The following is a 17,283-nucleotide window of genomic DNA, read 5'->3' as shown; positions in this document are numbered from 1 at the left end:
TTCTATATACTGTTACGTATTAGTGTGGCATGTTTCACGGGTTTTATGTATGGGCAAACAAAAAGCAACGCCTATGGAAGCGACTGCTTTGTTAAAATCGTTTACGTATGACATGGAAGCTGAATTTATCCGCTCGAAAATAATTGAGCGAGTATAAGACCGGCTGATCATCCTGATCATAGTGCATTTGTTTCAGTAAGAGTAACGCTGTTTCTGGGTCACATTCTAGTATCGGTGAAACCTGATCGTGATAACCAATCGGTTCGATGTCTGCCACTGCATATTTAATTCCGCTGTGCGGTTCTCTGCCAAACAGCTCAAAAAGCGATTCTTCCTCATGAGTAAAAGAAGCGGGAAGATGTTTGACCGGAATTTTATCTAAACAATAGACGACTGGCTGTCCATCTGCTGTTCGAACGCGTTCCATTGAAAAAACCTTCTCGGATTCATCACACTGAAAACGAATGACATCATTCTCTGTCGGCTCCCCTTCTTGTGAGGACAAAAAGATGGTACCTGGCGTCATATTGACCTGTTCAATCATTTTTGTGACACTTGTCAGCTGTTCAATGCCAGTAGAAAAAAGCGGTCTTGAGTTGACGAAAGTTCCCACACCATGCCTTCTAATTAAATACTTCTCTTCTTCTAATATACGAAGGGCTTCACGAAGGGTCGCTCTGCTCACGCCTAAAATCTTTGAGAGCTCAAACTCAGAAGGAAGCTTTTCCTTTTCGGCATATACACCTGTTTGAATATCTTCTTTAATACGGTCAATCACTTTCAAATATAAATGGCGATTGTCTGTTTTGGTCGACATGTTTTCCCTCCGTCTAATCAATGCAAATGATAAGATGAGAAATCTCTATTCCGAGATAAGATGAACATAACTATATCATGTTTTTGCAAATAAATAAATAGTCTGACTTCCAGTTAACATAATCAATATATCGTTAACTTCATGTTAGGAAAGCTCTCTTCGAATTATGAAGAGAGCTCGTCATGTTGTTCTTTTGAGAGGAGGACTTCTCTCGGTTTACTGCCTTCATATGGTCCGACAACCCCGCGCTCTTCCATTGCGTCAATAAGACGCGCAGCACGGGTATAACCGATGCGGAACCTCCTTTGCAGCATAGAAACAGAGGCCGTCTGCATGCCAATGATCAGTTCAACTGCTTCATCATATAAGTCGTCGTCCACAGCCCCAAGCTGATCTTGCGTTTCTTCACTTGGGATCATTTCTTCTTGATATTGTGCTTTTTGCTGCGTGATGACATGATCAACCACATGTTCCACTTCTTCATCTGATAAAAAGGCGCCTTGTACACGAACTGGTTTGTTCGCACCGACCGGTAAGAACAACATATCCCCTCTGCCCAGCAATTTTTCTGCGCCTCCCATATCAAGAATGGTCCTTGAATCGGTTTGTGACGATACGCTAAATGCAATACGGGATGGAATATTGGCTTTAATGACACCAGTAATGACATCAACAGAAGGCCTTTGTGTAGCAATAATTAAATGAATCCCCGCAGCACGTGCCATTTGAGAAAGCCTTGTAATGGAATCTTCTACATCAGAGGAAGCAACCATCATTAAATCAGCAAGCTCGTCTACAATGACGACAATATAAGGTAGTTCTGGCTGCTTCGCCTCTTCTGATTGATTCATTCGTTTAATGTAATCATTGTACCCTTCAATATTTCTTGTACCCGTATGAGAAAACAATTCATAACGGCGCTCCATTTCACTAACCACTTTTTTAAGTGCCTGTGAGGCTTTCTTAGGATCAGTCACAACTGGAGCCAACAGATGCGGGATGCCATTATAAACATTTAATTCAACCATTTTCGGGTCAATCATCATCATCTTCACTTCATGAGGTTTTGCTCTCATGAGAATGCTTGTGATAATGCCATTGATACATACGCTCTTTCCGCTTCCTGTCGAGCCAGCCACAAGTAAATGCGGCATTTTGTTCATTTCAGCCAGCACAGCTTCACCAGAAATATTTCGGCCCAGTCCGATGAGCAGCTTGGCATTTGGGCGGTCATTTTGTTTCGATTCTAAAACCTCTTTTAAAGAAACCATTGCAATTTCTGCGTTGGGAACTTCAATTCCGATGGCGGATTTACCAGGAATCGGCGCTTCAATTCGAATGTCTTTTGCTGCTAATGCAAGGGCTAAATCATCACTCAAGTTGACGATCTTACTTACCTTCACGCCGACATCAGGGTATACTTCATATTTTGTGACGGCCGGCCCTAAATGAACTTGTGTCACTTTTGCTTTTACACCGAAGCTTTGGAAGGTCTTTTCAAGTTTTCTTGCATTTTCATAAATATTCTTCTTATCTGTTTGCTGACCTGAATGCTGCGGCTCAGCTAAAATATCAAGAGATGGCAGCTCATAATCCTTATTTTCAAGCTCCGTAAACGTCATAGGCGGAGCTTCTTTCGGTTCATCCCCTGTATCATGAGACGGAGTTCCTTGTACAGTTTCTTGAAGAGGATTTGGCTCTTTGACCGGCTGATCTTTTTGAACTTGCGGTGTGAGCATGTCATCTCGATCAGCAAAACTTGAGATAATCGGCTGACGATTGTCAGAAGCCTGCTCTTCTTCCTCGATCAAGATATGATCATGATCTTCTTCTGTCTCTTCTTGCAAGCGTGAACGTTTTTTCTTTTCACTTGTTTTCTGCGCAGGTGCATTCTTTTTCGCCTGCCTTATGCCTTTCATATCTTCAATAAATGCTTTCCACTGCTTCACCAAAAATTGTGATACAGGCAGCGTCACTTTTTTGACCATTTCTTGCAGTGACCGGTTTGTGATCAGCACAATGCCGATCAGCATTAGCACAATGGCCATGATTTGCGACCCTGCTTGTGCAAACAAGAAATAGGAGGCCGCAAATAATACAGCACCGATCATACCGCCTCCTAAATCGGGCGAGCCTGTCTCACCTTTCATATCCATTAAGAATAACTCAAACGTATTTCTGATTACACTTTGAGAACCTATCACACCTGCAGCTGAAAGATGCTGAAAAAGCTTCACATGGGACAAAAGCAAGATACTCGCAATGATGCAGTATAAACCTGCTTTTCTTCTTGTCAGTAAATCAGGAATTTGTTTTTTCCAAAAGATCGTCACACCAAAAAGAAATAATCCGATAAGGCAGAGAATAAACCATTCACCTGCAAAGAATCGGAATAGATGTACAAAGGTTTGTCCAACTACACCTAGCTGTAAAATGGCAATGATCGCTATGGCAATACAGACTAACCCATTTAGTTCATATTTCAGTTTTAGCTGTTTATTTTGTTTTTTTCTTGTTTTACGTTTTCTCTTTTTCGCCATACTCATCACCTTACTACAAAAGAAAATATAACCTACGAAAAGATCAGAAAGAAAGCAGCCTGGTTTTGGCTGCATCTTGTTGTAAGTTTTCCCTTTATTATAGCATAGAATCATTCATATGAGTCGGTTTGATTGGTGCCTAAATGTAACTTCAATCGCTTACCTGGTGCAAGCTCCTGATTCAAAAAGTCCATTGGATTTGTACTCATTACTTGAACGATTTCCGCTTCATCTTCTTTCATTTCAACCATCACTGGCACGCCCTGAATGTTTACCTGCTGAAGTTTACGTTCTCCTTGTTCCTCAGCGTAAATGGCTTCATAAGGCATAGGTGTATATAAAATCATTGGATCAGCCCCTCGTTTTGTGCAGCCCGTTCTCCAATAAGCTCGTTCAGCTTTTTAATCGCTTGTCCAACGCCGCCGACTTCGTGCATCAGTCCGTATTCAGCCGCCTCATGGCCAACGACATTTGTCCCGATGTCTCTTGTTAGATTGCCTTTAGAGAACATAAGCTCTTTAAATTTCTCTTCTGTAATGTTTGAGTGACTCGTGACAAAATTAATGACTCTTTCCTGCATTTTATCTAAGTATTCAAAGGTTTGCGGAACACCGATGACTAGACCGGTTAAACGTACAGGGTGAATGGTCATCGTTGCTGTTTCGGCAATGTATGAATAATCACACGATACGGCGATTGGGACCCCAATAGAGTGGCCGCCGCCAAGCACAATGGATACAGTCGGTTTGGATAAAGAAGCGAGCATTTCCGCAATAGCTAGTCCTGCTTCTACATCGCCGCCCACTGTATTTAAAATGATCAGAAGTCCTTCAATTTTTGGGTTTTGTTCAACTGCTACGATTTGTGGAATGACATGTTCGTATTTGGTTGTTTTATTTTGTGGCGGCAGCTGCATGTGCCCTTCAATTTGTCCAATAATAGTCAGGCAATGTATGTTTGTATCTTGTGACAACTGCGGGACGGCTGTTTCACCAAGCTGTTGTATTTTGCTCATAATGCTATCTTTTTCTTCTGGTTTTCGCTCAGGCTGCTGTTCATTCTGTTCGTCCATTTGTCTCCATCCTTTCCTAAAAACTCTCCTCCTATTATGAACAAGATCGTCACATTCCATCCGCATTCATCATGTCACATTAAAAAACCCCAAAGAGCTTGTGCTCTTTGGGCTTTTCTCATCACACTTCCATAATAATTGGAATGATCATTGGCTTGCGTTTTGTTTTTTCATATAGGAATTGATTTAGTACATCGCGCATGGATTGTTTCAGTGTTGACCATTCAACAATTGAGTTTTCCGTTTGCTCTTTCACAATCCCTTTGACCATTTCTGTTGCTTTCACAATCAGCTCTTCGGATTCTCTTACATAAACAAATCCTCTTGTGATGATCTCAGGTCCAGAAATTAATTGTTTCTTTTGTTTATCGAGCGTAATGACCACAATTAAGATGCCATCTTGAGACAATAGGCGTCTATCACGTAAGACAATATTCCCAATATCACCAACACCAAGACCGTCGATCAAAATGTTCCCTTGATGCACTTTTTCACCGATTTTGACGTTTTGTCCTCTAAATTCTACAACATCGCCTTTATCAATTAAGAAAATGTCGCTTCGTTTCATTCCCACTTCTTCAGCAATACGAGAATGTGCTTTTTGCATGCGATATTCGCCGTTTACAGGAATTAAATACTTCGGCTTCAGTAAGTTCAGCATAAGCTTTAACTCTTCTTGACAGCCATGTCCAGATACATGCACACGTTTTTGAGCAAAAATCACTTGTGCTCCGCTTCTTGTAAGGAAATCCACCGTTTTTGAATAGGTGAGTTCTTGTCCTGGAAGAGGTGTAGAAGCAATCACAACCGTGTCATCTTTTTCAATATGAAGCTGTTTGTGATTTTGTTTCGCCATTTTTGTTAAAGCAGCGAGAGGCTCACCGTGGCTTCCTGCTGTGAGAATGACCACACTGTTTTTCGCCATTTTTTTCACTTCTTGGACTGGAACAAATAATTCTTCGTCTGCTGTCACATAACCAAGTTTGATCGCAAGCTGAAGAGTTGTCATCATATTTTTCCCTGCTACTGCAAGCTTACGGCCATTTTGGTTTGTGGCATTAATGATTTGCTGTACACGGTTAATATTTGATGAAGATACAGCGACAATCACACGATTTTCAGCATTGTACATCGCATTTGAGATTTCGTCTTGGACGAGCGCCTCAGAAGGTGTATAGCCTGGTTTTTCAGCATTTGCACTGTCTGAAAGAAGTGCTAAAACGCCATTGTTTCCAATTTTCGCAATCTCTCCGATGTCACAGGCTTGGTTAAGCGCTGGGGTTTGATCAAATTTAAAATCACCTGTGCATACGATTGAACCAAGAGATGTTTTGAAGCTGATTCCGACTGAATCAGGAATACTGTGATTCGTTCTAAAGAATGATACCTTTGTTGTTTCAAATGTAATGACTGACTTTGCATGAACCTCTCGCAAATCAGCTTTTTGATTGAAGCCGTATTGCTTTAACTTTTCTCGAAGTAACGCAAGGGTTAGCTTCGTGCCGTAAACTGGTACAGACAATTTGCTTAAGCAATGGAATACGCCTCCGATTGCTTCATCATGTCCGTGGGTAAGAAAAATTGCTTTCACCCGATCAGCTCGTTCTGTTAAATAAGAGATATCAGGAATGACCACGTCAATGCCTAGCATTTCGTTTTCTGGATGCATGAGTCCTGCATCTACAACATATATGTCGGAATCAATCTCAATGACATATAAGTTTTTCCCGATTTCTCCAACGCCTCCCAGTGCAATAATTCTTACGTTCTCTGTATTTTTCTTTTTCAAAATTCTTATCCTCCTAGTCTCAAGCCCGTCCATCATCGCTTAATGCTATTATAACTGAATCTAATTTTAGAAAACAAGATGAAGTCACATTTTAAGAAAGTGTTTATGTATAAAAAACGGTCATACTCAGGGACATCTGAGAATGACCGCTTACGAATTTTTTTGTTTTGATCAGCTGTTTAATACGCTGCTTAAATTCAGTCTCTCTTCTTCTGATAAAGGTAAAAGCGGGAGTCGAACAGATCCGACATCTAATCCTTTCAGCTGAAGAGCTGTTTTGACAGGCGTTGGATTTGGCGCTGAGAACAGCTGGTTCATGATCGGCACCAGCTTTTGATGAATCAATGCCGCATTCGCTGTTTGTCCTGAAGCGTAGCTTTTTAGCATTTGCTGCATATCAAGGCCTACGATATGAGAAGCCACAGAGACGACTCCTCTTGCACCAATCGCAACCGCAGGAAGCGTTAGGCTGTCGTCACCAGAGTAAACGTCAAAATCTTCTGGTGTCTCTGCAATGATTTTTGTCATGGCATCTAGATCACCGCTTGCTTCTTTGATTGCGACAATGTTCGGTATTTGCGCAAGCTTAATCGTTGTTTCTGGTGCTAATGAAGCAACCGTTCTTCCTGGTACATTGTAAAGCATGACAGGAAGAGATGTAGACTCGGCAATTGCTTTAAAGTGTGCATACATGCCTTCCTGTGATGGCTTGTTGTAGTAAGGTACGACAAGCATCACTGCATCAACGCCCGCTTCTTCTGCTTTTTTCGTTAGTTTAATAGACGCATTTGTGTTATTACTGCCTGTTCCTGCAATGATTTTACAACGACCATTTGCTAATTTCACCGATTGCTGAAAAAGAGCGACTTTTTCTTCAGTCGATAAAGTTGGCGATTCGCCTGTTGTCCCTGCAACGACTAAAGAGTCACTGCCGTTTTTTAACAAGTAATCCATGAGAATTGATAGCTTTTGGAAATCAATGTTGCCCTTTTTATCAAAAGGTGTAATCATAGCTGTTGCGATATTTCCGAAATTCATTTTTTTCACCTCATCATGATTCAATCACATTTATCTTGAAAGTTCAAACACTTCATGAAGGGCATTGACAGCCGCTCTCATGTTTTCTTCGTTCACTAACACCCAAATCGTCGTATGACTGTCAGCGGACTGTAAGATCGGAATATTTTGCTCAGATAGTGCAGATACAATTTTAGATGTGACACCTGGTACACCCATAATGCCTGCTCCAACAGCTGATACCTTTGCACAGTTTGTCGTGACAATCGGCGTATAGCCCAGATCTTTTAGGATCGCCGTTGCTTTTTCAGTCATTGCACCTGTCACCGTATAGACGATTTCGCTCGGTGTAATGTTGAAGAAATCGACACTGATTTGGGCATTTGCCATTGCTTTAAAGACTTCTGTTTGTACGCTGTACTGTCCCTCTTTAGCTGGGACTTTGAATTGTGTGACATCATTGACATGTGCAATACCCGTAATCAGGCGGTCGTACACATCATGACTCATTTTATCAGAGTAGTGCGATGTCACGAGTGTGCCCTCATCATCAGAGTATGTTGAACGGACCCTCATTGGTACTTTTGCTTGCATGGCAATTTCAACAGCTCTAGGGTGAATGACTTTTGCCCCTTGGTATGCGAGGTTACAAATTTCTGTGTATGTCACGACTCTCAGTGGTTTTGCATTTTCTACGATACGAGGATCTGCTGTCATGACCCCTTCTACATCTGTAAAAATATCGATGTAATCTGCCTGCAATGCAGCGCCTAACGCAGCAGCTGACGTATCACTGCCGCCTCGTCCGATTGTTGTCACGTCTCCATTTTTTGCAGCGCCTTGGAATCCAGCAACGACAACCACGTCATGCTCTGAAAGTGCCGCCTCAAGACGTTCACACTTCATGTCAATAATTTTCGCATTTGTATGTTCTTTATCTGTCACAAAGCCTGCTTGTGATCCTGTCATCGCAACAGCCTTTAGCCCGTTTTCATTCAGCATACTTGAAAAAACAACAGCTGAAATATTTTCTCCGCAAGACACGAGTAAATCTTTTTCTCGGTTTGTCATATGCTGCGCACTGCCATAAAGCAGACCAAGCAGCGTATCTGTCGCATAAGGATCGCCTTTTCGTCCCATCGCAGACACGACAACGACCGATTTATAGCCTTTCTCTTTTGCAGATAAGATATGTGCAAGTGCCCTTTTTCTCCCTTGATCATCTTTGACAGATGTACCGCCAAATTTTTGGACAATTATTTTCACTGTTTTCACTCCAAGTTCATTCTGACGTAACAGAAGAGAGTAGGCGAAAGATGCCTAACTCTCTTCTATTCGTCCTCATCATCCATTGAATGTTAAACTAATTTTAATGCTCGTAAGCTTTCTGCAATTTGAACGGAGTTCCATGCAGCGCCTTTTAGCAGGTTATCAGATACAATCCACATATGGAAGCCATTTGGACGATCCAAATCCTTCCGAATGCGGCCGACAAATACGTCGTTTTTACCAACAGCATCTGCAGGCATTGGATAAATTTGCTGAGACGGATCATCTTGTAATGTGATGCCTGGTGCATCTTTTAGGATGGACTTGATGTCATCAACCGTTGCGTCATTTGATTCAAGTTCAACGTAAACTGATTCTGAATGACCCGTTTCAATTGGTAGTCTCACACATGTTGCCGCTACTTCTAGCTCTGGCAAGTGCATGATTTTTTTCGTTTCATTGATCATTTTCATTTCTTCAAATGTATAGCCATTGTCTTGGAATTTATCAATTTGCGGAATCGCATTAAAGGCAATTTGATAAGGCATGACTTCTGGTTTCACATCTTCTTTATTTAAAATGGCTTGCGACTGGCTGTACAGTTCGTCAATGGCTTCATGTCCTGCACCTGATACTGCTTGGTAAGTAGACACAATGACTTTTTTCATGCCATACGCTTGACGAAGCGGTTCTAGCGCCGCCACCATTTGAATCGTTGAACAGTTAGGGTTTGCAATGATCCCTTGATGGTCATGCAAATCTTTTTCGTTTACCTCTGGTACGACAAGAGGGGTCTTTTCGTCCATACGAAAAGCACTTGTATTATCGACAACAATTGCACCTCGTTTGACTGCTTCAGGAGCTAGCGCTTTGGAAACATTTCCTCCCGCACTGAATAGTGCAATATTGACCCCTTCAAAGCTTTCAGGTGTTGCTTCTTGAACGGTATACTCTTGACCTCTGAATGTCACTTTTGTTCCAGCAGAACGTTTTGAGGATAGTAGAGTCAGTGTATCCATTTCAAAATCTCTGTCAGCTAGTGTTTTTAACATTTGTTGACCGACAGCTCCAGTCGCTCCAACTACAGCTACATGCAATCCTCTTCCCATCAGTAAAACTCCTTCCGACCCATCCATGATTCTTTTCTTTCGGATGGCCATCCTATGACTTTTTACATTTTATTTTACCATAGAAAAGCAAGGCTTGAAGTACCTTTTTTGAATCTTTCATGATTTTCTAGTGAATCTATTATTCGTTTGATCCAATTAAAATGGGCTGAATTTGTCTATGCTCGAGCGCCTCTTCTACTGTTTTCGTCAGTAGATCCATATGCGCTACCATGGAAGTCGGTTTTTTGAATGGATCATCTTGGCCGAATGGAATAAAGAAAATGTTCTTTGTCGACATGAGTCTCATGAGATTTGTACCATTTAAACCTAATGCATCATTGGTGGAAATGCCTAAAACGACAGGGCGATGATTACGAATGGTCGCCTTAGCAGCCATTAAGACTGGACTGTCTGTTAGTGCATTTGCAAATTTCGCCATTGAATTGCCTGTTAAAGGTGCAATGACCATACAATCAAGTGGAAGTTTTGGTCCAAGCGGCTCTGCTTTGACGATTGAGTCAATCGCTTGAAATCCTGTCAGCTTCTCAATCCGCTCAATCCAGTCCGCTCCTTCTCCGAATCTCGTATTCGTATTTTGCACTGTATATGACACGACAGGACGCACTTCTGCCCCTTCTTTCACGAGTGATTCGATTTGCGGAAAAACAGCTTCGTACGTGCAGTGAGAACCTGTTAAACCAAAGCCAATTCTTTTCCCTTTTAGTGTAGTCATGATTCCATCCCCCTTTTTTCCTCCGCAAGTTCACATAAGAGACCAGAAAGCACTTTTGCAATGATCTGTCCGGCTGTCTTTGGTGCCACAATCCCTGGAAGTCCTGGTGCAAGAAGTGCCTTCACTCCATGCTTTTGTGCAAAGTCAAAGTCTGTTCCACCTGGGCGGGAGGCGATATCCAAAATGAGTGTCTTTGGTGTCATGCTGACGATGACAGATGAATCTAATACTAAGCTTGGAATCGTATTAATGATGATGTCGACATCCGTAACTTCATCTTTTAAACGGTCCATTGAAAATGGATCAAGTCCCATCTCAAAGGCTCGCGCTAAATGGGCTGTATCCGCAGCACCAACTTTCACTTCCGCACCTAGCGCCCGAAAAGTGCGGGCAATGGTGAGCCCTGTTCGACCAAGTCCGAGAACAGCGACATGTGACCCATGAATCGTATAGTCCGTTTGCTGAATAGCCATCATAATAATCCCTTCAACTGTTGGAATAGAGTTATATATGGCAATATCATCTCGCTCAAACAGCTTCACAAGCTTCCGGTTCACCTGCTTTGCCATATTGTCTAAGTACATATTAGAAATACCTGAGTACAAGGTACAATGTGCAGGGGTTCTTTCTAAATATTTAGCTTCTAGCACGACCTTCTCATTTGAAAAAACGGTGGCAACGACCCCTTCGTCTGTAGCACCTGATACCGGAAGGATCATACTATCCACTTGTTCAAATGGAAGCTCTGACATTTTCAGCTTTTCAGCACCAATAAATCCATGATCCAGCTGATCAAATCCGACCAAAAACACTTTGGCATGCTGCTGTGACAGCTTGCGAATGATTTCAAGCTGCCTAGCATCTCCCCCGATCACCGCAACCGTTAAACCGCTCAACATACTGACCGTTCACCTTCTTTATTTAAAAAAGTCTGTAATATTTTCCGAATCTCCCTTTCAGCATATGAGGAGAGGATTCAGCCTGTGAACAAATCGGGGAGAGAAAAGAAAAAGAGCACCCTTTTATGATGGGTGCTCTTTTTCTCCGTGCGGCTGAAGTTCTTCAGGCACATCGAGAATGATCATATCTGATCCTATTTTTTGAATGTGATTCCACGGAACGCGGATGTCATTTCCTTGTTTTCGAAAGCCAAACCATTTGACGGAAGGTATGATGAGTGCTGTAATTTGACCGTCCTGTTCATTTATTTCAAGGTCGGTTTGTCCAAGCACGCCAAGCCGCTCCGCTCTTTTAATATCGACGATCTCTTTTCCTGACAGCTCACTCAGCCTCAAAATCGCATCACTCCCCTTCCATATCATATATGCAGCACGGAGGGTGAATAGACCGTCCCGTTCTACACGCACGAATCAAGCCAATCTGTATACCAAACTGGCGTCAGTTGAGTAAAACGCTTATGGTCTGTCAGCATTCTCTCCACTCGATTCACCATGTCTTTTACATGCCCCGGGTCATAGGATAACGTCCAAACAATAGAAGAAAAACAGCTCATGGCTGTATAGATGGAAAAAAGAAGCCAAAAATCATGTGTTGTCTGCGTACTTAAATAGGCATCCAATTGCCCGGCTGAAAATGGAATGCTGCTTTCTCGACTGAATAAAGACAGTTTATAAAAGTCATGAATCGGATCACCCCAGTCGGATTGATCAAAGTCGATCACACCCGCATATTGATGACGTTGTATGATGATATTCCCTACATGAAAATCATCGTGCTGGAACTGGTTTGGTCTCTCTTTAACTACATCAGCATGTGACTGAATAAAATCTAATACGAATTGATCATGGGAAAAGGCAACTCCACTTGATTGATAGGCATATACATACCGTTCATGTTTCGCTAATACCTTCTTATCCCAAGGGGCTGCATAAAAAGGGGCATCGCATGTATGCATGATACTCAAGTCTCTGCCTGCCCGCCTTCCGATTTCATACTGCTCTTCTTCTGTGAGCAGATGAATGGATGCTCTAGCAATCTCTCCTTCGATAAATGGAAAAATACGAAAGGTACAGTTTTGTTCAGCACTCACTCCGACCTCCATCACTTCAGAACAAATAACGCCTCGATTTTTTAACTTCTGCTGAATGGACGCTTTCTTTTTCAAACTGGAATATTTCTGAATGTCTGATAGCTTGAGTACTAGCTTTTCACTAGGCGTTATGACCAAAAAGGTGCGGTCTCCCGAAAATCCAGATGTCATCGGCTGGAAAGAGATGGCTTGTTTAAGAAGCGGAGATAGCTGTTTCAGTTTTTCGTGTTTCATGAACGCAGGGCCCCTTTCTTCTTGGTATACAATAAACGGCAGACCTCTTGAGAAGTCTGCCGTGTTGTTTACATTATGATGGCTGATCACCCGTCGGACTAATAAGCGAGAGCGCATAATCTTCTGTAAAGATTCTTTTCGATAAATTGTTCACGCCGTCTAATGAGACGCGATTGATTTCATCAATAATTTCATCAAGCGTACGATGTTTGCCAAGGAGTAATTCATTTTTACCATTTCGGCTCATCTTGCTGTTTGTGCTTTCAAGACTGAGCATGAGGTTGCCTTTCATTTGCTCCTTAGAGTTTTCAAGTTCTTTCTGCGTAATTCCCTCACGTTTTAAGACGTCTAATGTTTGTAAGATGGTTTCAGATAGCAGGTTCAGCTGCTTCGCTCCAGTTCCACCATAGATCGTCAGCATTCCGTTATCTGCAAATGAACTATGATAGCTGAATACAGAATACGCAAGTCCTTTATCTTCTCTTACGTCTTGGAACAACCGGCTGCTCATGCTACCGCCTAGAACATTATTTAAGACGATTAAGTCATAGATGCCCTGATCTCCAGCAGGAAGTCCGTTAAAGCCCATGCAAAGGTGCGCCTGTTCTGTTTCCTTTTTGCGTGTCAGTTTGTCATAGTGGAATTGCGGGGCTTCGACAGGCTGCTTTTTCCCCTTTCCTTCATACGAGCCAAATAATGTTTCTACCTCACGAATGAAAGTGTCATCGACGTTCCCTGCAACAGAGATGACGACGCGATCCGGCGTATAGAATTCATCCATATATTTTCGAAGGGAATCACCGTTAAAAGTAGAGAGTGTTTCCTCTGTCCCTAAAATCGGATAACCTAATGAATGATCACCGTAAATGGCTTTGCTTAACAAATCATGAACGATGTCATCAGGAGTATCTTCATACATTTTAATTTCTTCATAGACCACATTTTTTTCTTTCTTCAGTTCTTCTTCGTCAAAAGCAGAGTTGAAAAACATGTCACTCAATACATCGAGGGCATACCCAGCATGTGAATCAAGTACCTTTGCATAATAGCAAGTATATTCTTTTGACGTAAAGGCATTCACTTGACCACCAATGCGGTCAAAGGATTCTGCGATATCACGTGCAGATCTCGTCCTTGTTCCTTTAAAGAACATATGCTCTAAAAAGTGTGAGATCCCATTTACTTCTGGTGTCTCATGTCTAGAACCTGTTCCAATCCAGACGCCAATTGCGACAGACCTTACAGTGGGATTGTTTTCAAGTACAATTCTTACTCCGTTTTGGCATGTATACGTTTTGACCAAGTTTTGCTCCTCCTATTCAACAAACAGATCGCATCACGGATGTCTTTTTTCACTTAGAAGGTCAGAAACCGTTCCTAATTCATATCCTCTTTCTTTGATTTGAGTGATAAGTGCGTCAAGACTTCTCGCTGTTGCGTCTGTTGGATGCATTAATATCATCGCCCCATTGTGAATTTTCCCAAGCACTCGTTTTTGTAATACAGCTGGTGATGGTTTTTGCCAGTCGATCGTGTCTACTGTCCACATAATGGTTTCCATTCCTTCTTTTTTCGCAAGCTTTACTGTTTCTTCTTTAAAGCTGCCGCTTGGAGGCGCAAACCATATCGGTTTTTTCCCAAGGGATTCTTCAATTTGGCGATTTGTTTTAATCATCTGCTCTAATGCTCGTTCTCTTGTCAGTGTGCGCATATCCGGGTGATTGTATGAATGATTTCCAATTTCATGACCATCTGCCACGATTTTTTTAGCAAGGTCTGGACTGTTTTTCACCCATTTGCCTTCTAAGAAAAAGGTTGCCTTCACTTGATGCTTTTCTAGTGTATTCAACATCTTTGTTAAATGCTCGTCGCCCCAAGCTACATTGATCAGGAATGCATTCATCTTTTTGTCTGGATGTCCCTTATAGATAGGTTCAGCACCAAGTTCATGCAAATGGACAGATGGTTTTGTTTCTTTAAAAACAAGCAGCTTTTCATCGAAAGAGCCCTGTTTTTTCATTTTTTCGTAAGAAGCATCGATATCGACTGTCTGTCCATTTAAACCAGGCATCTTTTTCCACACTTTATCAATCTTAGCATTTTGCGGCTTCTCTTCATAGTCAGAAGACTTCGATTCGATCTCTTGATATAGAATATCTTTTGAAACAGATGCTACCTCGGCGTGCTCTTTCATTGAATTCATATATGTAACAGCAGCCGGCTGCTTCATCGTTTGATATGACACGAGCAGTAAAAATACAAACACAAAGAATGGTATCGTTTTTTTCAATGGTTGTCCCTCCCCTTTACCACAAATTATGATGGGGAGAAACAAGCTAGAACTATTGTTACGCGCAAGAAAAGAAAGAAGCCTGGCACGGATACCTGGCTTCTAACACATTTTATTTGTTCTCATTAAGACTGCTTTTCTTCTTTTTCCTTTTCTTCACGTAAAACAGCTTTACGAGAAAGGTTTACACGGCCTTGTTTATCGATCTCAGTGACTTTGACGAGTAGTTCGTCACCAATCTTCACGACATCTTCTACTTTGCCAACACGTTCAAGTGCAAGCTCAGAAATATGAACAAGTCCATCTTTGCCGCTGAAGATTTCAAGGAAGGCACCGAATTTTTCAATTCGTTTCACTTTACCTAAGTAAAGTTGGCCAACTTCAACTTCTCTGACAAGATCTTCAATGATTTTCTTCGCTTTTTGGTTCATGTCTTCTTCAGTAGAAGAGATAAAGATTGTACCGTCTTGTTCAATATCAATTTTCACACCGGTATCTTCAATGATTTTATTGATTTGTTTACCGCTTGGTCCAATGACATCGCGAATTTTATCTGGATTGATTGTCATCGTTAAGATTTTTGGTGCATAACGTGACAATTCTCCTCTAGAAGCTGGAATCGTTGACAGCATGCTATCTAAAATTTCCATTCTTCCTTTTTTCGCTTGTTGAAGTGCTTCTTCTAAAATGTCTTTTGATAGACCATCGATTTTAATGTCCATTTGAAGCGCTGTTACACCTTTAGATGTACCTGCTACTTTAAAGTCCATATCTCCAAGTGCATCTTCCATTCCTTGAATGTCTGTCAGCACTGTGTAGTATTCACCAGATTTAACAAGTCCCATTGCAATCCCTGCAACTGGTGCTTTAATTGGAACACCTGCATCCATCATCGCAAGTGTGCTCGCACAAATACTTGCTTGTGAAGTAGAACCGTTTGATTCTAACACCTCAGACACAAGGCGAACCGTATAAGGGAAATCTTTTTCAGATGGAATGACTGGCTCTAATGCACGTTCGCCTAGCGCACCATGTCCAATCTCACGACGGCCTGGACCACGCATTGGGCCGGTCTCACCAACACTGAATTGTGGGAAGTTATAATGGTGCATGAATCGCTTAGACTCTTCAACACCAAGACCATCAAGAATCTGTACATCACCAAGTGCACCTAATGTACAAATACTGAGTGCCTGTGTTTGGCCTCTTGTAAACAATCCTGAACCGTGCGTTCTTGGAAGAAGTCCTACTTCTGAAGAAAGTGGACGGATTTGATCAACGCCGCGTCCATCTGGACGTACCTTCTCTTCAGTAATAAGGCGGCGAACTTCGTTTTTCACAAGCTTGTTTAAGACATCCTTCGCTTGTTTAATCGTTGCTTCGTCACGCTCTTCTTCTTCAAATTTTTGAACGACAGCTTTTTTCACAGCACTGATGGCATCTTCACGAGCATGCTTCTCATGTACTTGAATCGCTTTCAGTAGATCCGCTTCAGCAAGTTGTTTTACTTCCTCTGCTAATGCTTGATCGACTTCATATAAAGGAATATCGATTTTTTCTTTACCGACAGCTTTTACAATTTCTTCTTGGAATTCGATTAAGCGTTTGATCTCTTGATGGCCGTACATGATGGCTTCAAGCATTGTTTCTTCTGGTACTTCATCAGCACCAGCTTCTACCATGTTGATTGCATCTTTTGTTCCAGCTACAACAAGGTTGATATCGCTTTGTTCAAGCTGCTCAACATTTGGGTTGATGATGAGCTTTCCATCTACTCGTCCTACTGTCACGCCAGCGATTGGTCCCTCAAATGGAATGTCAGACACACATAAAGCTAAAGATGAGCCAAACATTGCAGCCATTTCAGATGAACAATCTTGATCCACACTCATGACAATACTAATGACTTGTACTTCATTTCTAAATCCGTCTGCAAATAGTGGACGGATCGGTCTGTCAATTAAGCGGCTCGCAAGGATTGCTTTTTCACTTGGGCGGCCTTCTCTTTTAATGAAACCACCAGGAATTTTACCAACTGCATATAATCTTTCTTCGTAGTTTACAGTGAGCGGGAAAAAATCAAGTGGTTTTGGTTCTTTAGAAGCTGTTGCTGAGCTAAGCACAGCCGTATCTCCGTAGCGTACGAGAACCGCTCCGTTTGCTTGCTTTGCAAGCTGGCCAGTTTCAACTGTCAGTTGACGTCCAGCCCAGTCTATGGTGAAGACTTGTTTCTCTTGTCCCATTCTGTGATAAACTCCTCTCTTGTCGTAAAGTTTTTAGGTTATTTCTTATTATGAACAAAATGATTTTCACATATCAATGTGAAAGCTGTATGTAGAAGGGTTTTTGCCATTCTTTCAACA

At 41.8% G+C, this 17,283-nt stretch carries 15 protein-coding genes; all 15 read right to left on the bottom strand.

The window, feature by feature from the left end:
• Positions 1 to 91 precede the first annotated feature (91 nt).
• The 15 genes from LCD32_RS07885 to pnp all read right to left on the bottom strand — a co-directional run bounded on the left by LCD32_RS07885 (position 92) and on the right by pnp (position 17,163).
• Positions 92 to 817 carry a GntR family transcriptional regulator gene (locus LCD32_RS07885; RefSeq protein WP_057079526.1) on the bottom strand — a complete coding sequence of 242 codons (726 nt, stop codon included), beginning with the start codon at positions 815 to 817 and terminating at the stop codon, positions 92 to 94.
• A 164-nt stretch (positions 818 to 981) separates the two neighbouring features.
• Positions 982 to 3,357 carry an FtsK/SpoIIIE family DNA translocase gene (locus LCD32_RS07880; RefSeq protein WP_046526661.1) on the bottom strand — a complete coding sequence of 792 codons (2,376 nt, stop codon included), beginning with the start codon at positions 3,355 to 3,357 and terminating at the stop codon, positions 982 to 984.
• Positions 3,358 to 3,467: 110 nt separating this feature from the next.
• Entirely contained in the window at positions 3,468 to 3,704 is a 237-nt protein-coding gene (locus tag LCD32_RS07875; protein WP_008344712.1) for a YlzJ-like family protein, read from the bottom strand.
• Entirely contained in the window at positions 3,701 to 4,429 is a 729-nt protein-coding gene (locus tag LCD32_RS07870) for a ClpP family protease (RefSeq protein ID WP_008344713.1), read from the bottom strand. Before LCD32_RS07870 ends, LCD32_RS07875 begins: the two co-directional genes overlap by 4 nt.
• A gap of 121 nt (positions 4,430 to 4,550) precedes the next feature.
• The gene (gene rnjB / locus LCD32_RS07865) at positions 4,551 to 6,218 is read right to left on the bottom strand and encodes a ribonuclease J2 (protein WP_008344715.1); all 1,668 of its coding nucleotides are present in this window, start codon (positions 6,216 to 6,218) and stop codon (positions 4,551 to 4,553) included.
• A gap of 171 nt (positions 6,219 to 6,389) precedes the next feature.
• Positions 6,390 to 7,256: a 4-hydroxy-tetrahydrodipicolinate synthase gene (gene dapA, locus LCD32_RS07860; protein WP_017359061.1), complete on the bottom strand. Its 867-nt coding sequence runs from the start codon at positions 7,254 to 7,256 to the stop codon at positions 6,390 to 6,392.
• 30 nt (positions 7,257 to 7,286) lie between these two features.
• On the bottom strand, positions 7,287 to 8,501 hold the full coding sequence (gene dapG / locus LCD32_RS07855; RefSeq protein WP_099496513.1) for an aspartate kinase: 1,215 nt from the start codon (positions 8,499 to 8,501) through the stop codon (positions 7,287 to 7,289).
• A gap of 92 nt (positions 8,502 to 8,593) precedes the next feature.
• The gene (asd, locus tag LCD32_RS07850) at positions 8,594 to 9,613 is read right to left on the bottom strand and encodes an aspartate-semialdehyde dehydrogenase (RefSeq protein ID WP_035700789.1); all 1,020 of its coding nucleotides are present in this window, start codon (positions 9,611 to 9,613) and stop codon (positions 8,594 to 8,596) included.
• A gap of 139 nt (positions 9,614 to 9,752) precedes the next feature.
• Positions 9,753 to 10,346 carry a dipicolinate synthase subunit B gene (gene dpaB / locus LCD32_RS07845; RefSeq protein ID WP_017367267.1) on the bottom strand — a complete coding sequence of 198 codons (594 nt, stop codon included), beginning with the start codon at positions 10,344 to 10,346 and terminating at the stop codon, positions 9,753 to 9,755.
• A complete protein-coding gene (gene dpaA / locus LCD32_RS07840; protein WP_017359065.1) occupies positions 10,343 to 11,245 on the bottom strand; it encodes a dipicolinic acid synthetase subunit A in 903 nt (300 codons plus the stop codon). Before dpaA ends, dpaB begins: the two co-directional genes overlap by 4 nt.
• 123 nt (positions 11,246 to 11,368) lie before the next feature.
• On the bottom strand, positions 11,369 to 11,641 hold the full coding sequence (locus LCD32_RS07835) for a YlmC/YmxH family sporulation protein (protein ID WP_008344726.1): 273 nt from the start codon (positions 11,639 to 11,641) through the stop codon (positions 11,369 to 11,371).
• 62 nt (positions 11,642 to 11,703) lie between these two features.
• Positions 11,704 to 12,630, bottom strand: a complete 927-nt coding sequence (locus LCD32_RS07830; protein ID WP_025207347.1) for an aminoglycoside phosphotransferase family protein — start codon at positions 12,628 to 12,630, stop codon at positions 11,704 to 11,706.
• Between the two features lie 73 nt (positions 12,631 to 12,703).
• Positions 12,704 to 13,933, bottom strand: a complete 1,230-nt coding sequence (locus tag LCD32_RS07825) for a M16 family metallopeptidase (RefSeq protein WP_017359067.1) — start codon at positions 13,931 to 13,933, stop codon at positions 12,704 to 12,706.
• 33 nt (positions 13,934 to 13,966) lie between these two features.
• Entirely contained in the window at positions 13,967 to 14,920 is a 954-nt protein-coding gene (locus LCD32_RS07820; protein ID WP_035392036.1) for a polysaccharide deacetylase family protein, read from the bottom strand.
• A 125-nt stretch (positions 14,921 to 15,045) separates the two neighbouring features.
• Positions 15,046 to 17,163, bottom strand: coding sequence for a polyribonucleotide nucleotidyltransferase (pnp, locus tag LCD32_RS07815; protein WP_007499522.1), 2,118 nt, complete (start codon positions 17,161 to 17,163; stop codon positions 15,046 to 15,048).
• Positions 17,164 to 17,283: the final 120 nt, after the last annotated feature.

The organism is Bacillus sp. RSS_NA_20 (genome assembly GCF_020165915.1).
In the GTDB taxonomy this organism is placed as follows: domain Bacteria; phylum Bacillota; class Bacilli; order Bacillales; family Bacillaceae; genus Bacillus; species Bacillus altitudinis.
Note: the sequence above shows the minus strand (reverse complement) of the source record. Positions and strands in the feature narration are given on the sequence as shown.

Bases quoted from the DNA above. Each gene is read 5' to 3' on its own strand.
- asd (WP_035700789.1), bottom strand. From the start codon at position 9,613: ATGGGAAGAGGATTGCATGTAGCTGTAGTTGGAGCGACTGGAGCTGTC.
- LCD32_RS07870 (WP_008344713.1), bottom strand. From the start codon at position 4,429: ATGGACGAACAGAATGAACAGCAGCCTGAGCGAAAACCAGAAGAAAAA.
- pnp (WP_007499522.1), bottom strand. From the start codon at position 17,163: ATGGGACAAGAGAAACAAGTCTTCACCATAGACTGGGCTGGACGTCAA.
- dapA (WP_017359061.1), bottom strand. From the start codon at position 7,256: ATGAATTTCGGAAATATCGCAACAGCTATGATTACACCTTTTGATAAA.
- dpaA (WP_017359065.1), bottom strand. From the start codon at position 11,245: ATGTTGAGCGGTTTAACGGTTGCGGTGATCGGGGGAGATGCTAGGCAG.
- LCD32_RS07885 (WP_057079526.1), bottom strand. From the start codon at position 817: ATGTCGACCAAAACAGACAATCGCCATTTATATTTGAAAGTGATTGAC.
- LCD32_RS07830 (WP_025207347.1), bottom strand. From the start codon at position 12,630: ATGAAACACGAAAAACTGAAACAGCTATCTCCGCTTCTTAAACAAGCC.
- LCD32_RS07875 (WP_008344712.1), bottom strand. From the start codon at position 3,704: ATGATTTTATATACACCTATGCCTTATGAAGCCATTTACGCTGAGGAA.
- dpaB (WP_017367267.1), bottom strand. From the start codon at position 10,346: ATGACTACACTAAAAGGGAAAAGAATTGGCTTTGGTTTAACAGGTTCT.
- LCD32_RS07880 (WP_046526661.1), bottom strand. From the start codon at position 3,357: ATGGCGAAAAAGAGAAAACGTAAAACAAGAAAAAAACAAAATAAACAG.